This window comes from Kribbella sp. DT2 (assembly GCF_049844575.1).
Lineage (GTDB): Bacteria > Actinomycetota > Actinomycetes > Propionibacteriales > Kribbellaceae > Kribbella.
This window is the reverse complement of sequence record NZ_JBNCLH010000002.1, coordinates 842,321-863,521: the sequence shown is the minus strand read 5'-3', so window position 1 is coordinate 863,521 and position 21,201 is coordinate 842,321. Positions and strand designations below refer to the sequence as shown.

General features: G+C 70.3%; 23 protein-coding genes. 12 read left to right on the top strand and 11 right to left on the bottom strand.

Features of this window, described 5'->3' with window-relative positions; translation table 11 throughout:
* The first annotated feature begins 22 nt into the window (after positions 1 to 22).
* Together ACLQ2O_RS12775 and ACLQ2O_RS12770 are read left to right on the top strand one after the other, a co-directional pair.
* A complete protein-coding gene (locus ACLQ2O_RS12775; RefSeq protein WP_425830655.1) occupies positions 23 to 724 on the top strand; it encodes a heavy-metal-associated domain-containing protein in 702 nt (233 codons plus the stop codon).
* Between the two features lie 57 nt (positions 725 to 781).
* The gene (locus ACLQ2O_RS12770; RefSeq protein WP_425830653.1) at positions 782 to 2,185 is read left to right on the top strand and encodes an MFS transporter; all 1,404 of its coding nucleotides are present in this window, start codon (positions 782 to 784) and stop codon (positions 2,183 to 2,185) included.
* On the opposite strand, the gene ACLQ2O_RS12765 is transcribed toward ACLQ2O_RS12770, so the two are convergent.
* Genes ACLQ2O_RS12765 through ACLQ2O_RS12755 form a run of 3 tightly spaced genes read right to left on the bottom strand, consistent with a single transcriptional unit; the run spans position 2,161 to position 4,801 of the window.
* The gene (locus ACLQ2O_RS12765; protein ID WP_425830651.1) at positions 2,161 to 2,742 is read right to left on the bottom strand and encodes a GerMN domain-containing protein; all 582 of its coding nucleotides are present in this window, start codon (positions 2,740 to 2,742) and stop codon (positions 2,161 to 2,163) included. The two genes, ACLQ2O_RS12770 and ACLQ2O_RS12765, sit on opposite strands and share 25 nt — an antisense overlap.
* A complete protein-coding gene (locus ACLQ2O_RS12760; RefSeq protein WP_425830649.1) occupies positions 2,739 to 4,103 on the bottom strand; it encodes a sensor histidine kinase in 1,365 nt (454 codons plus the stop codon). The genes ACLQ2O_RS12765 and ACLQ2O_RS12760 overlap by 4 nt, the downstream gene beginning before the upstream one ends.
* Complete coding sequence (locus ACLQ2O_RS12755; protein ID WP_425830647.1) at positions 4,100 to 4,801, bottom strand: response regulator; 702 nt, start codon at positions 4,799 to 4,801, stop codon at positions 4,100 to 4,102. The genes ACLQ2O_RS12760 and ACLQ2O_RS12755 overlap by 4 nt, the downstream gene beginning before the upstream one ends.
* Positions 4,802 to 4,942: 141 nt before the next feature.
* On the opposite strand from ACLQ2O_RS12755, the gene ACLQ2O_RS12750 reads away from it, so the two are divergent.
* Both ACLQ2O_RS12750 and ACLQ2O_RS12745 read left to right on the top strand, forming a co-directional pair.
* Entirely contained in the window at positions 4,943 to 5,257 is a 315-nt protein-coding gene (locus ACLQ2O_RS12750) for an STAS domain-containing protein (protein WP_425830645.1), read from the top strand.
* Positions 5,254 to 5,736: a hypothetical protein gene (locus tag ACLQ2O_RS12745; protein WP_425830643.1), complete on the top strand. Its 483-nt coding sequence runs from the start codon at positions 5,254 to 5,256 to the stop codon at positions 5,734 to 5,736. The genes ACLQ2O_RS12750 and ACLQ2O_RS12745 overlap by 4 nt, the downstream gene beginning before the upstream one ends.
* Here the strand turns inward: ACLQ2O_RS12745 and ACLQ2O_RS12740 are convergent.
* Positions 5,723 to 6,331 (bottom strand): TetR/AcrR family transcriptional regulator, encoded by a 609-nt coding sequence (locus ACLQ2O_RS12740; RefSeq protein ID WP_425830641.1) that lies wholly within the window; start codon positions 6,329 to 6,331, stop codon positions 5,723 to 5,725. The genes ACLQ2O_RS12745 and ACLQ2O_RS12740 overlap by 14 nt on opposite strands.
* A 59-nt stretch (positions 6,332 to 6,390) precedes the next feature.
* On the opposite strand from ACLQ2O_RS12740, the gene ACLQ2O_RS12735 reads away from it, so the two are divergent.
* Positions 6,391 to 7,071: a haloacid dehalogenase type II gene (locus ACLQ2O_RS12735; protein ID WP_425830639.1), complete on the top strand. Its 681-nt coding sequence runs from the start codon at positions 6,391 to 6,393 to the stop codon at positions 7,069 to 7,071.
* Between the two features lie 98 nt (positions 7,072 to 7,169).
* Positions 7,170 to 7,871, top strand: coding sequence for a GAF and ANTAR domain-containing protein (locus ACLQ2O_RS12730; RefSeq protein ID WP_425830637.1), 702 nt, complete (start codon positions 7,170 to 7,172; stop codon positions 7,869 to 7,871).
* Between the two features lie 3 nt (positions 7,872 to 7,874).
* Here the strand turns inward: ACLQ2O_RS12730 and ACLQ2O_RS12725 are convergent, their stop codons facing one another.
* Positions 7,875 to 9,500: a multicopper oxidase family protein gene (locus ACLQ2O_RS12725; RefSeq protein ID WP_425830633.1), complete on the bottom strand. Its 1,626-nt coding sequence runs from the start codon at positions 9,498 to 9,500 to the stop codon at positions 7,875 to 7,877.
* Entirely contained in the window at positions 9,493 to 9,861 is a 369-nt protein-coding gene (locus ACLQ2O_RS12720; protein WP_425830631.1) for a hypothetical protein, read from the bottom strand. The genes ACLQ2O_RS12725 and ACLQ2O_RS12720 overlap by 8 nt, the downstream gene beginning before the upstream one ends.
* Positions 9,862 to 9,933: 72 nt before the next feature.
* On the opposite strand from ACLQ2O_RS12720, the gene ACLQ2O_RS12715 reads away from it, so the two are divergent.
* Entirely contained in the window at positions 9,934 to 10,818 is an 885-nt protein-coding gene (locus ACLQ2O_RS12715; RefSeq protein WP_425830629.1) for a LysR family transcriptional regulator, read from the top strand.
* Here ACLQ2O_RS12715 and ACLQ2O_RS12710 read toward each other — a convergent pair whose 3' ends face one another.
* Complete coding sequence (locus ACLQ2O_RS12710) at positions 10,819 to 11,100, bottom strand: SecDF P1 head subdomain-containing protein (protein ID WP_425830627.1); 282 nt, start codon at positions 11,098 to 11,100, stop codon at positions 10,819 to 10,821.
* Positions 11,101 to 11,368: 268 nt separating this feature from the next.
* Here ACLQ2O_RS12710 and ACLQ2O_RS12705 point away from each other — a divergent pair, with 268 nt between their 5' ends.
* Together ACLQ2O_RS12705 and ACLQ2O_RS12700 are read left to right on the top strand one after the other, a co-directional pair.
* Positions 11,369 to 12,679, top strand: a complete 1,311-nt coding sequence (locus ACLQ2O_RS12705) for an FG-GAP repeat domain-containing protein (protein WP_425830625.1) — start codon at positions 11,369 to 11,371, stop codon at positions 12,677 to 12,679.
* Positions 12,680 to 12,690: 11 nt separating this feature from the next.
* The gene (locus ACLQ2O_RS12700; protein ID WP_425830623.1) at positions 12,691 to 13,992 is read left to right on the top strand and encodes an FG-GAP-like repeat-containing protein; all 1,302 of its coding nucleotides are present in this window, start codon (positions 12,691 to 12,693) and stop codon (positions 13,990 to 13,992) included.
* On the opposite strand, the gene ACLQ2O_RS12695 is transcribed toward ACLQ2O_RS12700, so the two are convergent.
* Both ACLQ2O_RS12695 and ACLQ2O_RS12690 read right to left on the bottom strand, forming a co-directional pair.
* Entirely contained in the window at positions 13,982 to 15,721 is a 1,740-nt protein-coding gene (locus tag ACLQ2O_RS12695) for an ABC transporter ATP-binding protein (RefSeq protein WP_425830621.1), read from the bottom strand. The two genes, ACLQ2O_RS12700 and ACLQ2O_RS12695, sit on opposite strands and share 11 nt — an antisense overlap.
* Positions 15,718 to 17,445 (bottom strand): ABC transporter ATP-binding protein, encoded by a 1,728-nt coding sequence (locus tag ACLQ2O_RS12690; RefSeq protein WP_425830619.1) that lies wholly within the window; start codon positions 17,443 to 17,445, stop codon positions 15,718 to 15,720. Before ACLQ2O_RS12690 ends, ACLQ2O_RS12695 begins: the two co-directional genes overlap by 4 nt.
* Before the next feature lie 78 nt (positions 17,446 to 17,523).
* On the opposite strand from ACLQ2O_RS12690, the gene ACLQ2O_RS12685 reads away from it, so the two are divergent.
* Entirely contained in the window at positions 17,524 to 18,204 is a 681-nt protein-coding gene (locus tag ACLQ2O_RS12685) for a TetR/AcrR family transcriptional regulator (RefSeq protein ID WP_425830617.1), read from the top strand.
* Positions 18,205 to 18,345: 141 nt separating this feature from the next.
* Positions 18,346 to 18,774 (top strand): hypothetical protein, encoded by a 429-nt coding sequence (locus ACLQ2O_RS12680; protein ID WP_425830615.1) that lies wholly within the window; start codon positions 18,346 to 18,348, stop codon positions 18,772 to 18,774.
* A gap of 24 nt (positions 18,775 to 18,798) precedes the next feature.
* On the opposite strand, the gene ACLQ2O_RS12675 is transcribed toward ACLQ2O_RS12680, so the two are convergent.
* Positions 18,799 to 19,338, bottom strand: coding sequence for a YceI family protein (locus ACLQ2O_RS12675; protein ID WP_425830613.1), 540 nt, complete (start codon positions 19,336 to 19,338; stop codon positions 18,799 to 18,801).
* 1 nt (position 19,339) lies between these two features.
* A complete protein-coding gene (locus ACLQ2O_RS12670; protein WP_425830611.1) occupies positions 19,340 to 19,786 on the bottom strand; it encodes a nuclear transport factor 2 family protein in 447 nt (148 codons plus the stop codon).
* Positions 19,787 to 19,920: 134 nt separating this feature from the next.
* Here ACLQ2O_RS12670 and sigJ point away from each other — a divergent pair, with 134 nt between their 5' ends.
* Positions 19,921 to 20,820, top strand: a complete 900-nt coding sequence (sigJ, locus tag ACLQ2O_RS12665; RefSeq protein WP_425830609.1) for an RNA polymerase sigma factor SigJ — start codon at positions 19,921 to 19,923, stop codon at positions 20,818 to 20,820.
* Positions 20,821 to 21,201: the final 381 nt, after the last annotated feature.

The following is a 21,201-nucleotide window of genomic DNA, read 5'->3' as shown; positions in this document are numbered from 1 at the left end:
GAGCGATCACGACCGCCGCATCATGACCACGACCACCACCGACGCCGACCCCCGCGAGATCCTCGCCGTCGGCTTCGAGACCACCGCCCGGGCACTCGCCCAGCACGCCTACCTCGCCGCCAGCACCCCGTACGACGACCCGGCCTCCTTCGCCGTCGCCCTCCGCGACTCAGGCATCTTCGCCGTCGTCGCCAACACCTGGCACTGGGGCCTGCAGTCGTCGACGTTCCGCCGAGGCATGATCCCGATCGCCCTCGAACCCCACCCCGGCGGCACCCTCCGCTACACGACGGAGTCGACAACCATCCTCCGCACCCTGAAGAACCAGGCGATCGCCACCGCCGACCTCCCCCAGTACGCCGCCCTCCCCACCGGCGAACTCCTCCGCTGCCTGGCCAACATGACCACCCCCAGCCCGCCCCTGCTCCCTCACCTGGTCGACCTCTTCGTCACCACCTTCCTCAGTCACTTGAACGTCGTCACCCTCGATCCCCAGGAGCCCACCATGCCCCTCCCCGACGTCGTCTTCGAGGTCCCCGACATGACCTGCTCCCACTGCACCAGCACCATCACCACCGTCCTGCAATCCCACGGCGTCACCGTCACGACCATCGACCTCGACACCAAACGCGTCAGCGCCCCCTTCCCCACCCCCGAGATCCAGGCCCGCTGCTTCACCGCCATCGAGGAACGCGGCTACACGGTCGTCCCACCCGCCGGCTAACCCGGCCTCGCCACCCCACGATCGACAACCGTGGACTTCTGCTGCTAATTTCGGAACATGTTCCGAAAGGCAGAGAGCAGCCCCGCCACCACCCTCGCCGTGGTGGCCGTCGTGCAGTTCATGGTGTCCCTCGACCTCTCGGTCGTGAACGTGGGACTTCCCCAGATCGCGAGCGGGCTCGGCTTCAGCGCGACCGGCGTGACCTGGGTGATCCACGCCTACGCGCTGACCTTCGGCGGCCTGTTGCTGCTCGGCGGCAAGGCCAGCGACCGGTACGGGCGTAAGCAGCTGCTGCTCACCGGGCTGGCCTTGTTCGGGCTGGCGTCGCTGATCGGCGGGTTCGCCCAGGAGCCGGGGCACCTGGTCGCGGCCCGTGCCGCGCAGGGGATCGGGGCGGCGATGCTGGCGCCGGGCGCGCTCGCGCTCCTCGCGACGACGTTTCCGGGCGGCCGTGCCCGGGTCCGCGCCTTCGGCGTGTGGAGCGCGACGAACGCGGCCGGTGGCGCGCTCGGCGTGCTCATCGGTGGGGTGCTCACCCAGTACGCGAGCTGGCGGTGGGTGATGTTCGTGAACGTCCCGATGGCAACCGTCGCGTTCGCGCTGGCGGCCGGTGGAGTCGCCGCGAGCGCGAAGACCGTACGACGTGGCCGCCCGGACGTGCTCGGCGCGGTGCTCGCGACGGCCGGGATGACGACGCTCGTCTTCGGTGTCGTCCGGACCGACCGGCACGCGTGGGGTTCGCCCACCACCCTCATCACCCTTGCTCTGGCCGCCCTACTACTGGCGGCCTTCATCCTCGTCGAGCGCACCACGCGCCGCGAACCACTCGTCCGCCTCGGCCTCTTCGCGAACCGCTCGGTGTCCGGCGCGAACGCCTACAACCTGCTGGTCGGCGCGGCGATGGCGTCGTCCTTCTACTTCATGTCCCTCTACCTGCAGCGCGTCCTCGACATCGGCCCGGCGCTGACCGGCGTGATGTTCCTGCCCTTCGCCCTCGGCGTCGTCGTCGGGTCGGTGCTCGCGATCAAGCTCGGTTACCACGTCTCAGCGAAACGGCTGCTGATCGGCGGCGCGCTGCTGACCGCGATCGGGTTCGCGTGGTTCGGGCAGATCAGCGCCGACGGCCGGTTCCTCACCGACGTACTCGGTCCGTCGATCATCGCGAGCATCGGCTTCGGCCTCTGCCTCGGTCCGCTCGTCGCGACCGCCACCACCGATGTCGCACCCGAGGAGACCGGTACGGCGTCCGGCCTGCTCAACAGCTCCCGCCAACTCGGCGCGTCCCTCGGCCTCGCCGCGCTCGGCACCGCCGCCCACGACCACACCGGCGACCTGATCACCCCTGAAACCCTCAACAGCGGCTACGCCCGAGGCCTGACTCTCTGCGCCGTCGTCCTGCTGGTCGCCGTACTGATCGCAGCGACCTCGCTCAAGCGTCAGCCGGCCCGCAGTGACGCGTAGTTCGCGGCGGTCAGCGGGTTCCTCGTGAGCGCGCCGTCGGCCAGCAGGGCTTCGACCGGCAGCCCGTCGCGTTCGAACGAAACCTCCTTGACCGTGGGGATCGCGGTCGCGGACAGCACGATCTGGCCGACGGCGAGCACGTTCTCGGCGGCCGAGCCGTCGGTCTCGCCGGTCAGGCCGATCACCGCGCGGTTGCCCTGCAACGCGGCGACCGTCAGCTGCAGCCCGGCCGGCAACGCCGAGGAGATCCCACTCGCGCGTTCGCGCTCGGTCGGACCGGCGGCCAGCGCCTCGACGATCGCACTCAGCCGTTCCTGCGCCGACCCGTTCGGCACCTCGCGAGCCGACCGCACCAACCGGTCCTTCCGCACGAAGTTCACCACCACGCTCACCTGCCCAGGCCCGGCCGTCGGCGGCGAGACCTCCCCCGGTAACGCGGTTTCCCGCAACCGCGACGGCAGCGCCTCGGGCTGGATCCCCACCGGCGAGTCCTGCGTCGGCACCCCGCACCCAGCAGCCACCAGTACGACGGCCAACCCCACCCACCAGCCCTTCACCGCTTCACCTCCGGCAGCCGTACGACGAACCGCGCGCCACCCGACGGCGACGCCTCGCACCACACGGCACCACCATGCGCGGCCGCGGTCTCCGCGACCAGCGCCAGCCCCAGCCCGGTCCCCGACGACGAGCCCCGCGCGTTCGCGCCGGTGGCGAACCGTTCGAACACCCGCTCCCGTTCCTCCGGCGCGATTCCGCTTCCGGCATCGTCCACCTCGATCAGCACGTCGTCCCCCGACCGACTCACCCGCACCCCCGTCAACCCACCGCCGTGCCGGTCCGCGTTCTCGAACAGATTCCGGAACAACCGTCCCAGCCGCGCCTTGTCCCCGCGCACGTCGATGCCTTCGGCCCCTTTCACCAGCGCCGGGTCGGCACCGACCTCACCAGCCACGTAAACCAGCAGGTCCCGCAACGGAACCGTTGCCTCCGACCCCAGATCCAGCCCCGCGTCCGACCGCGCCAGCTCCAGCAGGTCGTCCAGCAACCGCCGGAACCGCTCCAGGTCCGCCGAGATCAGGTCGAGCAACTGCTGCGACCGAGGCGGCAGCTCGTCCCGCCGTGCGGTGAGCAGGTCGACGCTGCCCACCAGCGTCGTCAACGGCGACCGCAGCTCGTGACTCACGTCCGCCGCCAGCCGGGCGTCCCGTTCGATCCGCTGCTGCAGCGTCTCGACCATACTGTTGAACGAGGCAACGATCGTCGCCAGCTCCGGGTCCTCGGTCGGCGGCAACCGGGTGTCCAGCTCGCCCCCCGCGATCGTCGCCGCCGCGACCGCGACACGGTTCAGCGGCGTCACCACCGACCGGCTCGCCCAAGCCCCCAGCGCCGCGCCGGCGAGCGCCGACAGAAACGCCCCACCGATCATGATGCCGCTCAGCAACCGCAGGATCCCGTCCAGCTCGTTCAGCGGTGCGATCTCGTAGAACTCGCCACCAACAGCAGGCAGCGGTACGCCGACCACGAGCACCGGCCCGTCAGCGGACCGGAACCGCTGCGTCGCCGCCCGCCCTTCGGCCCCCTCGGCGCGCATCTCCTCGGGAACGATCTCCCGCCCCTGATCCAGCGCCGACCCGTACCACTGCTCCTGCCACTTCAGCACCACCGTGTGCCCGGCCGGCGTACCGGCCGCGGTCAGTACGGCGGACACGTCCGCCCCCGCGGTCTCGAGCCGTCGCTGCACGAACCCCGCGTCGGCGAGCGCCTGCTGCTGGACGACGCGCTCACGCTGACCCAGCAGGTACCCGCGCGCGAGCGCGTAGGTACTGACCGCGAACACCATCGACACCAGCAGCGCGACCAGCGCGAACGCGATCACGATTCGGTGCCGCAGACCGAGCGCGGCGATCGCGCGGTTCACCGCGGGTCCAGCCGGTAGCCCATCCCGCGCACGGTGACCACCAGCTGCGGACGGCCCGGATCGCGCTCGATCTTGGTTCGCAACCGCCGGATGTGCACGTCGACGATCCGCTCGTCACCGTAGAAGCCGTGCTCCCAGACCGACGACAGCAACGCCGGGCGACTCAGCACCCGGCCCGGCGGCCGGGCCAGCTCCGCGAGCAGCCGGTACTCGGTGACGGTCAGCTTGAGGTCCGCGCCCTGCAGCAGCACCGACCCGCGCGACCGGGACAGCACCAGGCGCCGTACGGGATCGGCATCCAGTACGACGTCCGGCTCGGTCGCCTCCGTACTGGTCCGCAGCCGTCGGCGCAGCGCCCGCAACCGAGCGGTGAGCTCCTTCACCTGGAACGGCTTGGTGAGGTAGTCGTCGGCGCCGGCCTCCAGCCCCGCGACGATGTCGTGGGTGTCGGACCGGGCGCTGACGATCACGATCGGGATGTCGCTCAGCCGGCGGATCTCGCGGATGCAGGTGTAGCCGTCGATCTCGCCGAGCATCAGGTCGACCAGCACCAGGTCGGGCATCACCGTGCGCACCCGCTCCAGGGCAGCGGGCGTGTCAGCGGCCTCGGTCACCTGGTGCCCCTCGTCCTCCAGCGCGAGCCGCAGGACGGTGCGGATGCGGTCGTCGTCCTCGACGACCAGGACCTGCAACGCCATCGAACCATCCTCGCAACCGATCGGTCGCGGAGGACGCCCGGGACCCTTCTCGTCATCGGATCGTAAAGAAGGCGCTCGATCGTTCTCAACGTCCACGGGGAAGAGTAAGAAGATCCTGCTTGTGCTGCCGGGAGGTCCGCCATGACGCACTCCACTCACACCCCACCGCCCCGGAAGGCCATCGTCACGATCAGCGAGGCCGAGGTCGCCGCCGGTCTGACCGCCCTGCGATGGCAGCTCAACGACCTCGTCATGGACGGCGCGTGCCTGGTCGTGATCGACGTCTCCGACCTGGACCAGATGTCGTCCACGCTGCTCGCCGCCCTGCTCGACACCCACCGGATCTGCCGCCGCCGCGGCGGTGGCGTCGTCATCCGGCACGCGAACCGCCGGGCCGCCGACGCCCTGCACCGCACCGGCCTCGACCGGGTCTTCGAGGTCGAGGCCGCCGCGTGAACAACCGCAACACCCACCGGCGCACCCTGCCGATCTCCCCCACCCGCCGCTGCCTGCGCCGCCCCGGTACGCCGTACTCCCGGCCGATGCCGCAGACGACCTGCCTGCCGCACGGCATCGCGATCGCCTGCGCCTCCGAGAACACGCCCCGCCCCGGCGTCGACTTCATCGACCTCGCGGTCATCGAGCTCGCCGACGCCCACACCGCTTACCTCGACGAGCTCACCGGCGCCGGCCTCCTGGTCCTGCCACCCGGCGACGACTCCCCCAGCGCGATCGTGCTCGACGAGCTCGACACCCTCGGCTGGCTCGTCCTCGACAACGACGACGGCCACCCCGAGATCGCCGGCCGCACCACCGACGGCAACCTCGCCTACTGCCTGTACGCCGATTTCGCCGTCACTCCCGAGCCCGACCTGGCCACCCTCCAGAACACGCTCACCGCTCTCAACTACGCAGCGGGCATCAAACGGAGCTGAGCCCGCGAAGGTGTTCGATGGTCGCGGTCAGTACGGCGTACAGCGCTGTCGTGTCCCGCCGTACCTGAGTCATCAGCAGTCCGCCCTGCAGCGCCGTCAGCAGCACCAAAGCCAACTCATCGACATCGGCCGCCGCATCCAGCTCCCCCCGCGCCTGGAGGGAGGCCAGTCCGTCACGGATCGCCTCTCCCCACTGCTCGAAGGTCCCCATCAGCTCGGTCCGCGCGCGAGCGTCGTGGTCCGCCAGCTCCGCGGCCAGTGAGCCGATCCGGCACCCGCCCGCATAGTCCCGCGACCGCTGCAGCTCCACCACCGCGTCCCGCCACGCCTCGAGCGCCTCGAAGCTGTCCAGCCGACTGAGCAACGGCTTCTGGAAGCCCAGCACGGACTCCGTCTGGTACTGGATCACCGCCTGCACCAGCGACCGCTTGTCCCCGAAGTAGTGGTAGAGCTGCGACGGGCTCTTCACGCCCGCGGCCACCAGCACGTCCTCCGTGCTCGTCCCCGCCACCCCACGCTCGTACATCAGCCCCGCGGCCGCCGCGACGATCCGCGCCCGCGTCGCCTCCCCTTTCGCCGTCAGCTTCCGCTCCACCCAGCTAAGCTACCATTTTTAGAATCGTCCCTCTATTTTCTGACTGCCGGGAGCACCCCATGACTCAGGTCCTCGCGTTCGACGTCAACGAGACGTTGCTCGACCTCAAAGCCCTCGACGGGCGGTTCGAGGAGTTGTTCGGTACGGCGGCGCTGCGGCCGCTGTGGTTCGCGCAGATGCTGCAGCTCGCGTTCGTCGGTGGACTGACCGGCGCGTACGTCGACTTCACCACCGCGCAGCGGGCCGCGCTGCGGATGCTCGGCACGCGGCAGGGCGTCGTACTGAGTGACGAGCAGGTGGACGAGACCGTCGCGCTGATGTCGTCGCTGCCGCCGCACCCGGAGGTGCCCGACGCGCTCGCGCGGCTGGCCGACTCGCCGCTGCGGCTGGTCGCGCTGACCAACTCCGTCCAGGACGTCGCCGAGCAGCAGCTGGCCAACGCCGGGATCCGGCAGTACTTCGACCGGGTGATGTCGGCCGACACCGTGGGGCACCTCAAGCCCGCGCCCGCGCCGTACCAGGCGGTCGCCGCCGCGTACGGCGTACCGATCGGTGAGGTGCGGCTGATCGCGGCGCACAACTGGGACATCACCGGCGCGCTGGAAGCCGGTTGCCAGGCCGCGTTCATCAGCCGGCCCGGGATGGTGCTCAGCCCGCACGGTCCGCAGCCGGAACTGGTCGCCGCCGACCTGACCGTGCTCGCCGGGCTGATCCTCGAGAACGACACCCCGGCGCCCTGATACCGGCCACCTCCGGCACAGCCGGGGCCGGTGAGGCAAAATATGAGTCTGGGCACTCCGACCGGCGGGGTGACCGTCATGCGGACGTGGAGACGGATGTGGCGACGCTTGACCCTGTAGACGGCGCGGCTGCCGACGTTTTCGCGCGGCTGGCGGTCGAGCTGCACGACGCCTCCGGCGTCGACGAGACCGTCGACGCGGTGGTGCAGTTCGCGCTGCAGGCACTGAACTGCACGCACGCCGGCCTGGCGCTGGCGACCCGCGGGCACCGCGCCGAGATCGCCGCGGTCACCGACCCGGTCGTCGCCGACGTCTACACCCTGCAGATCGACACCGAGGACGGCCCGCTGGTTACCTCGCTGCGGGACCGGACCACGGTCCTGATCCGTGACACCCACACCGACGGCCGCTGGCCGAAGTGGGCCGCGAAGGTGTCCGGCCTCGGCGTGCGCAGCGTGCTCGACGTGCCGCTGGTGCTCGGCGACGACGGCCGCACCGTCGGCGTCCTGGGTCTGTACAGCCCGCAGCCCGACGCCTTCGGCGCCGACGACGAGGCGATCGCGCAGATCCTCGCCCGGCACGCGACGGTCGCCGTCGCCACCGCCCGGCACGAGGAGACGATGGCCCAGGCCGTCGACGCCCGCAAACTGGTCGGCATGGCGATGGGCATCCTGATGGAACGCTTCGACGTCGACGGTGACCGGGCCTTCGCGATCCTCAAGCGCTACTCCCAGGACACCAACACCAAGCTCCGCGACGTCGCCCAGGAGCTCGTCGACACCCGGAAGCTCCCGCACTGACCGTCAGGTGATCTCGAGGTTGGCCATCATCGCCATGTCCTCGTGCTCGGCGTTGTGGCAGTGGAACAGGTAGCGGCCGCGGTAGCCCTCGAACCGGGTGATGAGCTCGACGGACTCACCGGGGCGCAGCGCGACCGTGTCCTTGAGGCCCGCGTCGTGCGGTGGCGGCGCCTTGCCGCTGCGGGACAGGATGCGGAAGCCGACGAGGTGCAGGTGCACGGGATGGTGCACGTCGGCCACCAGCCGCCAGATCTCCACGTCACCGAGGCGCGTGGTGACGTCCGGGCGCGCCGGGTCGAACGGCTGCCCGCCGATCAGCCAGCCGCGACCGCTGGGCATCCGGCCGGCGCGGAAGGCGAAGTCGCGGACGCGGACAGCGTCCGGGCGTTGCCAGTCCGGCAGGTCGTCGGACAGGACGGCCGGGATCCGGCTGTCGTCGCGCGCCCGTCGTACGACGTGGAAGGCCATCACGTCCCGCGTCCGGCCCGAGCCCAGCCGGTTGACGATCCGCACCCGGCTGCCGACCGGTACGCCGGAGAAGTCGACGACCACGTCGTACCGCTCGGCCGGAGCGATCGGCAGGTCCCGATGGACGACCGGCCCGGCGAGCAGCCCTTGGTCGGCGCCGACCTGGACGAGGTCGAGCCGCCGCCCGTCGTCGCCGACCAGCTCGAGGTCGTAGTGCCGGGCGTTCGACGCGTTGAGGATCCGCAACCGGTACCGCGCCGCGTCGACCTCGTGCACCGGCCAGGGCGCGCCGTTGACCAGGACGACGTCCCCGAGAACCCCTGCCAGGTAAGACTCCTGTACGCCGGGCCGCCCGCGCAGCGTCGGGTCGATCGAGGGGTAGTCCAGGGTGCCGTCCGCCGCGAACGACCGGTCGGTGATCATCAGCGGCAGCTCTCGCTCACCGGCCGGGAGGCCGAGCGCGTCCTCGGCGTCGTCGCGGACGATCTGCATCCCGGCCAGGCCGCGCCAGATCGCGGGGGCGGTGAAGTCCATCCGGTGGTCGTGGTACCAGAGCAGCGTCGGGCGCTGGTCGACCGCGAAGGTGTACTCGCGGGTGAGCTGGGTGATCACCGCGCGGGGGTCCTTCATGCTGTGCATGGCGGGTCGACTGCCGTGCTCGGTGGCGTGACCGCTCTGCCCGGTGGCGTGCATGTCATGTGCTCCGCCGCCGTGGTCCGCCGACCATCCCGCCGGCAGCACGAGATCGGTCGGGTACCCGTCGGCTTCCGGCGTGCTCCGCCCGCCGTGCAGGTGCAGCACCGTCGGCACCGGCAGCTCGTTGCGGTGAGCAACAGTAATCGGTTGTCCTCGCCGGGTCTCGATCGTCGGGCCCGGGAACGTCCCGCCGTACGTCCACACCGGCGTCCGGATCCCCGGCAGGATCTCCGCCGTGGTCTCCCGCTGCGTGATCTCGTAGCGGTCCCCACCAACAGGCGCCAGCACCGCAGGAATCGGCAGCGGCACCTCGTACGGCGGCGGCAACGGTACCCCGCTGCGCAACTCCTTGCCGGTGAACGAAGGGCGCCTCGACAACGCAGCAGCAGCTGACAGGCCGCCCGCCGCGGTCACCCCCAGCGCAGCCCCGATCCCGAGCACCCGGCGCCTCGATAGCTCACGCATCGACGGCCTCCCCCTTCCACCAGACCGCGATGAACAGCACCACGAGCCCAGCGATCGTCATCACCCCGAGCGGCAGGTGCAACCACAGCGCGCCCGCCAGTCCGGCGAAGTACTGCGCCGTCTCCGCCCCGACCAGCACCAGCGTCGCCACGAACGGCCAGCTCACGCGCCGCCGTACCCACACGACGATCGCGACCACCAGCTGCAGGTAACCGATCGAGGTGACGACGTTGGCGCCGAGCTCGTGCCAGCGCAGCCCGTCGTAGTCACCGCTGAGGAAGACACCGGCGAACACCGGTTGGGCCACGATCGTCACCAGGTGGGCGCTGACCAGGCCTCGCAGAATCCCATCACTACTCACGCCGTCGAAACTATGATCCGGCGGCTATTCTGTCGAAGACCAATATCGCTATGACGTTATGCTCGGAACGACATGGACCTCAATTCGCTGCAGCACTTCCTGGTCGTCGCGCGCCTCGAGCACCTCAGCCGCGCCGCCGAGGAGCTGCACATCGCGCAGCCGTCACTGAGCCGCACGATCGCCCGCCTGGAGCACGAGCTCGGCACGCCGCTGTTCGACCGGGCCGGCCGGCTGCGACTCAACGACGCCGGCCACCTTTTCCGCCAGTACGCCGAACGCGCGCTCGGCGAGCTGGACGCGGGCCGGCGCGCTGTCGCCGACGCGACCGGCGACGGGTTCGGCACGGTGCGGGTCGGGTCGGAGACCTTCCTGACGATCACGGCCGCGCTGTCGGCGTACAAGCTGGAACGGCCGGGCGTCGAGATCGAGCTCGTCCAGCTCCCGGCGTCGGAGATGTCCCGCCGGCTCCGCGCGCAGGAGATCGACCTCTGCCTCGCGTCGCAGCCGGTCCCCGCGGACGGGTTGGAGAGCACGCAACTGCTCGAGGAACAGGTCTGGCTCGCGACCTCCCTCGACCACCCGCTCGCCAACCGCAAGTCAGTCACCATCGACGAGCTGGCCGACGTCCCGTTCGTCAGCGCCCGCCCAGGCCACTGGCACCGCCGCTTGCTCGACCGCCTCTTCGCCGAGCACGGCCTCATCCCCCGCATCGTCTGCGAAGCCGACGAGGCAGGCACCCTGGCCGAGTTGATCAGCGCCGGCTTCGGCGTCGGCCTGGTCCCCGACCAGGCCCGCCGCTCCACCCTCACCCCACCAGGCGCCCTGGTCGCCATCGACACCCCCGACTGCCGCCGCACCCTCACCCTCTACTGGAACACCAACAGCTACCTCTCCCCCGCCACCCGCCAACTCCGCACCCTCCTCACCACCTGGCCCTGGCACACCCCACCGCGCTGATCACCCACCGATCGCCTCAGCCAACTTCTCCGCACCCTCTTCGGAGAACGCCCCACTGACCTCGAGCTGCCCACCACTGATCGCCGACATCACCGACGGCGCACTCACCACCCGGCTGTCCACCACGATCGCGATCTGATTGGCCGGCGGCGCCTTCTTCGCCAGGTCGGCGGTGAGCTCTCCGAATCGCTGCGCACCCGCGTCGTCGAGCTTCAGCGCGACGACCCAGGCTTCTACGCCGCGGACCGTACTGCGGTGGCTGTACGGCGGCTGTTGCGTCATGGTCCGAGCTTATCGGTGGAGTGCCTCCGATGCGCTGAAAACCCTTGTGCTGCATCGATTCCTGGCTGCACGTTGCTGCAGAAGGCTTTCGGAACGAGGCCAGGGCAGGTCACAGTTGCTGCTGTTCGGCCTAGGGGGGTCGGGGGACTTCACGGCCGCGCTTCTCACTGAGACAGCTACTCGTCCACACGGGACCATGCCCGGCGCTGCGTCATGCCCGGATGTCATCGGTTCCGCCGCTGCAACCTGCCCAGATACGGAGTGAACTGTGAAGAAACTCCTCGCCGGCCTCGCCGGTGCCGCCGTTTTGGCGGCGACGCTCACGACCGCCTCCACCGCGGCCGCCGTTCCACCGACGCCGGCCTTCCCCGCCGCGATCGACGGCTACGCCGGTTACGTCACGCCGGGCTGCGACCCGACCGCCAAGTCGGGTCCGCTGAGCCTGCAGGCGATGCTCGACGCCGAGTACCCGGGACAGAACAGCATGGGCATCACCCGCCCTTGCAACCTTGGCGATCCGAGCGACCACCACGACGGTCGCGCGCTCGACTTCGGGTTCAACGCGAACAACTCCACACAGCTTGCCAAGGCCAACGAACTGCTGAACTGGATGCTCGCCACCGACCAGTACGGCAACAAGCACGCGCTGGCCCGGCGGCTCGGCATCGTCTACCTGATCTGGAACCACAAGATCTGGAAGGCCTACGAGCCGAACGCCGGCTGGCAGAACTACTCCGGCCCGAACCCGCACACCGACCACATCCACTTCAGCTTCAGCTGGGCCGGCGCGCGCAAGCAGACGACCTGGTGGACCAGCGGTGGCGCGACGCCGCTCGCGGCCGAGAGCATCAACGGTGACAAGTACGACGACCTGCTGGCCGTCGACCCCGAGAACACGCTGCGGATCTACCCCGGCAACGCGACCGGCAAGTTCGGCGCCTCGGCCGACATCGGCCCGGGCTGGTCGTCGTACTACAACCGGATCGGCGTCAGCGACTCCAACGCCGACGGTGCCGCGGACATCTTCGCCACCTCCACCGACGGCAAGCTCCACTACTGGCACAACTCCGGTCACGGCACCTTCACCAAGCTCACCAACGAAGGCGTCGGCTGGGACAGCATGGAATGGTTCACCGTCGTCGACCTCAACAAGGACAACAAGGCCGACATCGTCGCCCGCGACGGCGGAATCCTCTACTGGTACCCCGGCAAGGGCAACGGCGCTTTCAGCCAGCGCAACCGCATCGGCGAAGGCTGGGCCAACTACGAGTTCGCCGGCGGTGACGCCGACGGAGACGGAGACGGTGACCTGTGGGCCACCGATGCCTCCGGCAACCTCTTCTACTACCGCGGCGCCGGCAACGGCACCTTCTCCACCCGAGTCGACGTCGGCGGCGGCTGGAGCGGCTTCGGCCCGATGAACGCCATGGACGTCAACGGCGACGGCAAGGCCGACCTCGTCGCCGCACGCATCAGCGACGGCCACCTCTTCCGCTGGACCGGCAAGGGCGACGGAACCCTCAGGACCGGCGAGGACATCGGCCAGGGCTGGACCAACTACCGTCCCGCGACCTACTGAGGAGCACGACGATGAACAAGCAGCTGCTCAAGAGATCCCTGGCCGGACTGGCCATCTCCCTGCTCACGGTCGCCGGTACGGCGATCGCAGCGCCGGCCTCGTCGGCACAGGTCGACGCCAAGCCCACCTTCGAGCTGCCGTTCCCGTGCGGCGAGAAGTGGAACGGCGCGACGTACACCGGGCACGGTGGTGACAACTCCTTCCCGCTCGACTTCAACTGGGGTGCGGGCGACGACGACCTCGGCAAGCCCGTCGTCGCGAGCGCGGCCGGTGTCGCCACCCAGGGTGCGGCCGGCGTGATCACGATCGACCACGGCGGCGGCTGGAAGTCGGAGTACCGGCACCTCAGCTCGCGTGACGTGGCCAGCGGAACGCAGGTCGCCCAAGGTCAGTTCATCGGCCGGGTCGGTGCCGTGGGCAACGCGAGCGGACCGCACCTGCACTACGCGCAGGTCTACAACGGCAACGAGCAGCACATCGAGCTGCACGGCGAGTTCGTCACCTACAGCTTCGACTACAACGGTCCGGCGTACACCAGCTACAACTGCGGCGGTACCGTCACGGACCGCGCGGCCGAGAGCGTCAACGGCGACAAGTACGACGACCTGCTGGCCGTCGACCCGAGCAACACGCTGCACCTCTACCCGGGCACCGCGCTGGGCAAGTTCGGCGGCTCAAGCGAAGTCGGGCCGGGCTGGTCGGCGTCGTACCACCGGATCGGTGTCGGTGACAGCAACGCCGACGGGTACGCCGACATCTTCGCGACCTCGACCGACGGCAAGCTGCACTACTGGAACAACTCCGGGCGCGGCACCTTCACCAAGCTGGTGAACGAAGGGGCCGGCTGGGACAGCATGGAGTGGTTCACGGTCGTCGACCTCAACAAGGACAACAAGGCCGACATCGTCGCCCGTGACGGCGGGATTCTGTACTGGTACCCGGGCAAGGGCAACGGCGCTTTCAGCCAGCGCAACCGGATCGGCGAGGGGTGGGCCAACTACGAGTTCGCCGGCGGTGATGTTGACGGCGACGGAGACGGCGACCTGTGGGGCACCGATGCCTCGGGCAACCTCTTCTACTACCGCGGCGCCGGCAACGGCACCTTTTCCACCCGCATCGACGTCGGCAGCGGCTGGAACGGCTTCGGCCCGATGAACGCCATGGACGTCAACGGCGACGGCAAGGCCGACCTGGTCGCCGTACGGACGAGCGACGGCCACCTCTTCCGCTGGACCGGCAAGGGCGACGGAACCCTCAGGACCGGCGAGGACATCGGGCAGGGGTGGACGAACTACCGGCCGGCTACCTACTGATCCCCTCAGCCAGTCGCCAGCCCTGGGCGCGGCGGCGTTCGTTCCAGTAGTGGGCGTAGCGGCCGTTGCGCGCGAGCAGGTCCTCATGGCGACCTTGCTCGACGCAGCGGCCGCTGTCCAGTACGACGATGTGGTCGGCCCCCTCGAGCGTGTGCAGCCGGTGGGCGATCACCAGCACGGTGCGATCGCGCGACAGCGCCGTCATCGCCTCGTGCAGGGCGTGCTCGTTCTCGGCGTCGAGCGCGGCCGTCGCCTCGTCGAAGAGCACGATCGGGGTGTCCTTCAGCAACGCCCGGGCGATCGAGATCCGTTGCCGTTCCCCACCGGACAACCGGCTGCCGCCTTCCCCGACCGGCGCGTCCCATCCAGCCGGCAGTCGCTCGGCGATCTGGTCGACCCGCGCTGTCCGCCCCGCGGCGAACACCTCCTCGTCGGTCGCCTCGGGCCGGCCGACCCGGATGTTGTCGAGGATGCTGCCCTCGAACAGGTACACGTCCTGGAACACCACCGACACCAGCGAGGTCAGGTCCTCGGTCCGCAGGTCGCGCACATCGGCACCACCCACCCGTACGACGCCCGCCGCCGGATCGAAGAACCGCGCGATCAGCTTCACCACGGTCGTCTTGCCGGCCCCCGACGCCCCGACCAGCGCGGTCATCCGCCCCTCCGGAACGCTCATCGACAGCCCCGCCAGCACCGGCGCGGTCCCGCCGCCGTCGTACGAGAACTCCACGTCCTCCAGCTCGACCCCGAACCCACGAGTCTTCGCCGCAACCACCGGCTCGACGAGCGTCTCGGTCGCCAGCAACAAGTCGATCTCCCCCAGCGCGTTCCCCGCCACCCGTAACGCCCCGCCCAGCTCAGCCGTCACCATCACCGGCTCCACGAACCGCGCCGCCAGCACCAGCAACGCGATGAACTCGGCCGCCCCCAGGGAGCCGCCGATCGTCAGGTAGGTGCCCAACGCAAGCACTCCGACGAACGACGCCTGCGCCACGAACCCGAGCCCGGCGATCCCCGACAACCCGACCCGCAGTGTCCGGCGCCCCGCCCGGTGCTGAGCGACCAGCGCGTCGTCCAGCGCCGCATGCCCGTCCACCGTCCGCCCGAAGGCCCGCAGTACCGGCTGGGCCCGCGCGAACTCGACGATCCGCCCGGCCGCCTCCGCATGGATCCGGTCGGCCTCCTGGTCGACGGCCTCCAGCCCCCGACTCGCCACGCGATAGACGATCGCCGTGGCAACCGCGGCGACGGCCATCGCCACGGCGATCCGCCAGTCGAAGAAGAACATCGCCAGTACGACGACCAGCGGCGTGACCGTCGTGTCGACCAACTGCCGCAGCAGGTGCGCGGGCACCCCCATGATGTCGAGGATCCGGTGCGAGGCCAGCCGCCCGAGCCCGCCGACGCGGTCGGCCGTGAACCAGGCCAGCGGCAGCTGCGCGACCTTGTCCCCGATCCGGTGATGGAGGTCCCGGCTCAGCCCGGCCCCGGTCCTGAAGCCCGCCAGCGTCGCCATCGGTGCGACGATCGCGTACAAGATCCACAGCACCCCGAGCGCGAGCACCCACGGCCACGGCCGGCCACCGTCGAGCAGCTCCTTCAACGCCGGCACCAGCAGGACGAACGCCAGCCCCTGCAGAACTCCGGCGACGACGAACAACCCCACCAACCGCCGCAACGCCCCGTCGTACTCCGGCCCCAGCGCCCTGAACAACTTGCGAATCATCGCCCCTCCTCCTGCAGCTGCCACAGCCCGGCGTACCGTCCGCCGGCAGCAAGCAGTTCCTGATGCCGGCCCTTCTCGACGACCCGCCCCTGATCGAGCACCACGATCTGATCGGCGCCGGTCACCGACGCCAGCCGATGCGCGACCACCAGCACGGTCCGCCCCACCGCGAGCTCCGACAACGCGTCCTGGATCAACGCCTCCGACTCCGCGTCCGCATGAGCCGTCGCCTCGTCCAGTACGACGATCGGCGCGTCGGCAAGCAGCGCCCGGGCAATCGACACCCGCTGAGCCTCTCCCCCGGACAGCCGCACGTCCCGCCCGACGACCGCGTCGTACCCGAGCGCCAGCCGACCGATCCGCTCGTCGATCGCCGCGGCCCGAGCTGCTCGTCGTACCGTCGCCTCGTCGGCGTCCGGCCGTCCCAGCCGGATGTTGTCCCGCACGGTTGCATCCAGCAACTGAACGTCCTGCAGCACGAACGACACCAGCCTGTACAACTCCTCGGGCGCGACCTCCCGGAGATCCACCCCACCGATCGCCACCACGCCGGCGGTCGGATCGAAGAACCGCGGCAGCAGCTTCGCCAGCGTCGTCTTGCCCGACCCCGACGCGCCCACCAACGCCGTCACCGTGCCCGGCTCGAGCACCAGGTCGATCCCGCTCAGCACCGGCCGCCCGGCGTCGTACGCGAACTCCACCCCGGACAGCTCGACCCGCCCGCCGACAGCGTGGCGCGGCGCGTCCGCGACGGGGAGTTCAGGGGCCGCAAGCAACGATCCGACCCGCTTCGCCGCCGCGACGGCCTTCTCCGCGTCGTGGCTGTAGTAGTGCAACGCCTGCAACGGCGACGCCAGCCCGAGCCCCAGGATCGCGAACGGCAACAGGTCGATCGCCTCCAGCCGCCCCGACGGAACCAGCACCGCCCCACCCACCAGTACGGCGAGCAGCACGGTCACCGGACTCAGCAGCAACTCCGACAGCGCCGACGCCCGGTACCCCTTCGAGACCCAGGCCAGGAAGAAGCGTGAGAAGTCGTCCGCCGCCTCGCCGTACTGGCGATGCGCGCGCCGGGCCTGGCCGAACATCTTCACCACCGCGATACCCTCGACGAACTCGATCACCCGGCTGACGATCCGCTGCTGGGCCGCGTCGAAGGCCGCCGTCTGCGACTCCATCGTGAACGCCAGCCGGACGAACAGCGCGACCCCGGCGACGATCGGGACCAGCAGGATCAGCGCCATCCGCCAGTCCACCGCGAACAGGTAGGCCAGCGTCACCACCGGCGTGATCACGCTCGCCGTGAGGCTCAGCGCGGCGTGCGCGACCAGGTGGTGCATCGTGTCGACGTCGTGCTGGACCGCCTTGCCGATCCCGCCTGCACCCCGGTCGGTGAACCACCCGAGCGGGACCCGGCCCAGGTGGCGCACGAGGCGCCGGCGTACGGACAGCTGGAAGTCCAGGTCCGCCTGGTGGGCCAGGGCACCTGCGACGCCGCTCAGCAGCAGCCACAGGACGAGGGCGCCTGCGGTGATCCCGGCGACCCGCCACGCCCGGTCGCCATCGATCGGACCGTCTGCCAGCAGCACTCGCGCCAGCTCGGCGACCGCGGCGAACGGTACGACGGCGACCACCGCCGCGACCGCCTGCAACGCGATCGCCAGGCCCAGGCGGCGGCGTACGGGCTGGAGCAGCTCGCCGAGTCCGATCGTCTTTAGGAACATGTTCCTAAACTAGCAGTCGTGCCGACACCACGCACCCCGGTGCTGGGATCGGGGCGCGCCGGACCGCATGATGGGGGCGTGCCCAGATCCAGCGTCAGCAGCGGCCAGACCGGTCGGCCACCTGTCACCTCGCGCACGGAGATCCTTGCCGCGGCCCGACGGCTGATCGACCGGGACGGCTGGGAGAAGCTGACGATCCGCGGCCTGGCCGGCGAGCTCGGGATCGGCGCGACGACGCTGTACCACCACGTGCGGGACAAGGAAGACCTGCTGCTCCTCCTACTGACCGAGTACGCCGCACAGCTGCCGCGCCCGGAGCTGTCCGGCGAGCCACGCGACCGGATCATTGCGGCCGGCGTCCTCATCCACGACGCGTTCGCCGCGTGGCCCTGGGCGGCCGAGGTGCTCACCAGCGACGGCTTCATCACCCGGATCGGCGACCCGGCGCTGTGGGTCGTCGAGGCGATCCTCGCCGGCGCCGCCGACCACGGCTGCACGCCGGCGCAGAGCGTCCTGATCTTCCGCAACATCTGGTACTTCACCGTCGGCGAGATCCTGGTCCGCGCCAACACCGCCCGCCGCTACCCCGACGCCGACTTCCCACCCGCCGAGAACAGCCCGTTCAGCGGCCTGGAGAACCCACAGCTCCCCCACCTCACCGCGGCCGCCGGCCAGTGGGGCGAGGTCGCCCAGGAAAACACCTTCCCCCAGGGCCTCGCCGCCCTGGTCGACGGCCTGCTCGCCCAGGCGACCACCTGAGGGCCGCACCCGGCTCGGCGGTGGACGGGGCGCTCACGCAGGCGACCACCTGAGGGCCGCACGCGGCTCGGCCCTGGCCTTCGCCCGTCCCCCGTCCCGCCCGTCCATCGAGGCTCTCGTGGCGGCGTCTAGGGTGGCGGCGTGGAAAGCGAAGCCAGCTGGCGGGATCGACGACGCGAGGCAGCGGCCGAGCAGGCAGCTGCCCTCGACCGGCGCCGCGCGACCGAGACGGCCGCGGCACGAGCGCTGCTCGTGGACTTCGTGGCGAAGGCCAAGGCCGCCGGGATCGAGCCCGGCCCGTTGCGCGCGCAGGTCGTCGCATCCGGCGCGAGCTACCGTACGAACCTGGTCGGCTGGTACCTGAAGCGCAACCACACCCTCGCAGTCGATGCCGACGGCAACTTCTACCTGCTCGGTGTCCGCCCCAGCCTGAAGGCCCGTCTGTCCGGCCTCCAGGTCGAGCCCTCCGACCCGCCGCTCACCGTCGGCCTCGGCGCCCGCGACGGCGAGTCGATGCCGCTCAAGCAACTACTGCACCTCCGCCTCGAAGCCGGCCCCGACTGGACCTGACCGGCCACAGCCGGTCGAGCCGGCTCACTCGGCCGGTGCGGCGACCGCGTTCGTCGCGCTCTCGGCGGCTCGCGGGCTTCGCGTCGCACTGACGTCCAGGCGCACGATCACGTCGTACCCGACGAACAGCCCCCACCCCTCCGCGACCGCGTTCCACTCCACCTGCCAGTCCCGCCGGTCGAGGGTGAGCTCGCCCGCGAACCTCAACCCGTCACGCCGCAGATCGAAGGTCACCGACTTCGGAACTCCGCGCAGCGTCAGTACGCCGCTCACCCGGAAGCCGGCCCCGTCCAGCTGCACCACCTCCGTCGACGCGAACGTCGCCAACGGATGCGCATCCGTCCTCAGATAGCTCCGCCGCAGATGCGCGTCGCGCCGCTTGGTCCCGGTCTGGATGCTCACGGTCCGGATCGTCACCTGCACGCTCGACCTCGACGGCTCGTCGCCATCGAAGGACGCGCTACCTTCGACCTTCTCGAAGCGACCTCCGACCCGGCCGAACCCTTGACGCACGGTGAAGTCGAGAGGCGTGGAAAGGCTGTAGTCGCCGGTCAAAGGATTCATCTCAAACCTCCGGAGAGTTGCCCGCACCGGGCAGCGGGGTCTGGTCCTGGTACCTGATCTCGTACGAGCGCTCGACGAACTTCCACCCGTCGGACGTCCGCCGGTAGCGGTCGTGGTAGATCGAGCAGTTGAAGTTCGAGCGCCCGTCGTACAGGCGGCCGAACTCGGTCACGTAGGCCCGTCCGGTCGCGGTGTCGCCGTCGATCACCAGTGCGCCGAGATGGGCGGTCTGGACGAAGTACTCCCACAGCTTCTGCAGCCGCTCGACCGCGGCCCGGATCGTCTCCCGCCCGGCAAACTCGAGGTCGATGTGCGGCAGCCGCCATACCCCGTCCTCGGTGAACAGCCCCGCCAGCCGGTCGTAGTCGCGCTGCATGCCCGCGTCGGTGAACTCACCGCGCAGCGCCTCGATCTCGACCCGGACGGCGATAGCCTCGAAGTCGCTCATCGGTTGTCTCCTCGCTCCTGTGGTTGTCGTCCGGTACGACGAAGCAGCGGCGCGGAGTGTGAGGCCTGACAGTTCGGGAGGCTGTTTCGTCGAACGGATGCCAGGCAGGATCAGCGAACGACGGGGAGCGACGGATGACCGAGGACGCCAGCCTCAGCCGGGTGATCGACGAGCGCCGGCAGCTGATCAACCTGGCGTACCGGATGCTCGGCTCGCTCGCCGACGCCGAGGACGTCGTCCAGGAGACCTACGCACGCTGGTACGCGCAGACCGCCGCGCAGCGCGAGGCGATCGACACTCCCGGCGCCTGGCTGACCACGGTCGCGAGCCGGATCTGCCTCGACGTCCTCGGCTCGGCCCGCTCTCGCCGGGAGCGGTACGTCGGCGAGTGGATCCCCGAGCCGCTCCCCGACGCCACCGACTGGCTCGGCGGCCGCCCACCCGGCGATCCCGCCGACCGGGTCACCCTCGACGAGTCGGTCAACATGGCCTTCCTCGTCGTCCTCGAGTCGATGACGCCCGCCGAGCGCGTCGCGTTCGTCCTGCACGACGTGTTCCGCTACCCGTTCCCCGAGGTCGCCGAGATCGTCGGCCGCACCCCCGCTGCCTGCCGCCAACTGGCCTCCTCGGCTCGCCGCCGGCTGACCGGTTCCCGAGCCCCCGTCCGTCCCGCTCCCGAACACGCCGACGTGGTCCGCGCCTTCCAGCAGGCCTGGTCCGCCAACGACGTCAACGCCCTGATCGAGGTCCTCGACCCCAAAGCCCTGGCCGTGGCCGACGGCGGCGGAGTCGTCACCGCCCACCTGGACCCGGTCGCCGGCGCCGCCCGCATCGCCCAGCTGCTGATCGGCATCTCGTCCCTGGCCCCCGGCTTCACGATCCTCGAACGACCGGTCAACGGCCGCCCCGGCATCATCGCCCAGCTCGACGGCGTCACGGTCGTCGTCATCGCCCTCCACGTCGAGCACCACCAGGTGACCAACCTCTGGGCGGTCCGCAACCCCGAAAAACTTCGCCCCTGGACAATCACCTAGGCGCCCTACCCCGCGCATGCCGCTCCAGTGCTGCACGTCCATCCGCGGCAACCATCAAGGCCATCCACCACCAGTTCGCCACACAGCCGACCGTCATCCCCCAACCCGCCGCCGACCGACGCCCACCACTGATCAAGTGGCACCGAACGTCGGTTCCCAGCCCGACCCGAGCGTGGGTGTCGAGCCAACGCGACTGTTGATCAGTGGTTGGCGGGGCATCGGGTCGGCGGGACTCGCGGACGTACACGTCCGCTCACGCCTGTCTCCGGCGCCCAGCTGGCCTGGTCAGCCCGCCCGACCCAACTGACCTCCCACCTGGCGCGGTGGCCCCGCTCGGCGCGGCGGCACGACTGGTCCCGCATGAGACGACTAGCGCGTTGT

What these genes read in the sequence shown, in the direction of transcription:
- ACLQ2O_RS12725 (WP_425830633.1), bottom strand. Translation starts at nt 9,500, where the DNA reads ATGCGTGAGCTATCGAGGCGCCGGGTGCTCGGGATCGGGGCTGCGCTG.
- ACLQ2O_RS12690 (WP_425830619.1), bottom strand. Translation starts at nt 17,445, where the DNA reads ATGTTCCTAAAGACGATCGGACTCGGCGAGCTGCTCCAGCCCGTACGC.
- ACLQ2O_RS12670 (WP_425830611.1), bottom strand. Translation starts at nt 19,786, where the DNA reads ATGAGCGACTTCGAGGCTATCGCCGTCCGGGTCGAGATCGAGGCGCTG.
- ACLQ2O_RS12710 (WP_425830627.1), bottom strand. Translation starts at nt 11,100, where the DNA reads ATGACGCAACAGCCGCCGTACAGCCACCGCAGTACGGTCCGCGGCGTA.
- ACLQ2O_RS12770 (WP_425830653.1), top strand. Translation starts at nt 782, where the DNA reads ATGTTCCGAAAGGCAGAGAGCAGCCCCGCCACCACCCTCGCCGTGGTG.
- sigJ (WP_425830609.1), top strand. Translation starts at nt 19,921, where the DNA reads ATGACCGAGGACGCCAGCCTCAGCCGGGTGATCGACGAGCGCCGGCAG.
- ACLQ2O_RS12755 (WP_425830647.1), bottom strand. Translation starts at nt 4,801, where the DNA reads ATGGCGTTGCAGGTCCTGGTCGTCGAGGACGACGACCGCATCCGCACC.
- ACLQ2O_RS12700 (WP_425830623.1), top strand. Translation starts at nt 12,691, where the DNA reads ATGAACAAGCAGCTGCTCAAGAGATCCCTGGCCGGACTGGCCATCTCC.
- ACLQ2O_RS12750 (WP_425830645.1), top strand. Translation starts at nt 4,943, where the DNA reads ATGACGCACTCCACTCACACCCCACCGCCCCGGAAGGCCATCGTCACG.
- ACLQ2O_RS12775 (WP_425830655.1), top strand. Translation starts at nt 23, where the DNA reads ATGACCACGACCACCACCGACGCCGACCCCCGCGAGATCCTCGCCGTC.
- ACLQ2O_RS12715 (WP_425830629.1), top strand. Translation starts at nt 9,934, where the DNA reads ATGGACCTCAATTCGCTGCAGCACTTCCTGGTCGTCGCGCGCCTCGAG.
- ACLQ2O_RS12675 (WP_425830613.1), bottom strand. Translation starts at nt 19,338, where the DNA reads ATGAATCCTTTGACCGGCGACTACAGCCTTTCCACGCCTCTCGACTTC.
- ACLQ2O_RS12695 (WP_425830621.1), bottom strand. Translation starts at nt 15,721, where the DNA reads ATGATTCGCAAGTTGTTCAGGGCGCTGGGGCCGGAGTACGACGGGGCG.
- ACLQ2O_RS12735 (WP_425830639.1), top strand. Translation starts at nt 6,391, where the DNA reads ATGACTCAGGTCCTCGCGTTCGACGTCAACGAGACGTTGCTCGACCTC.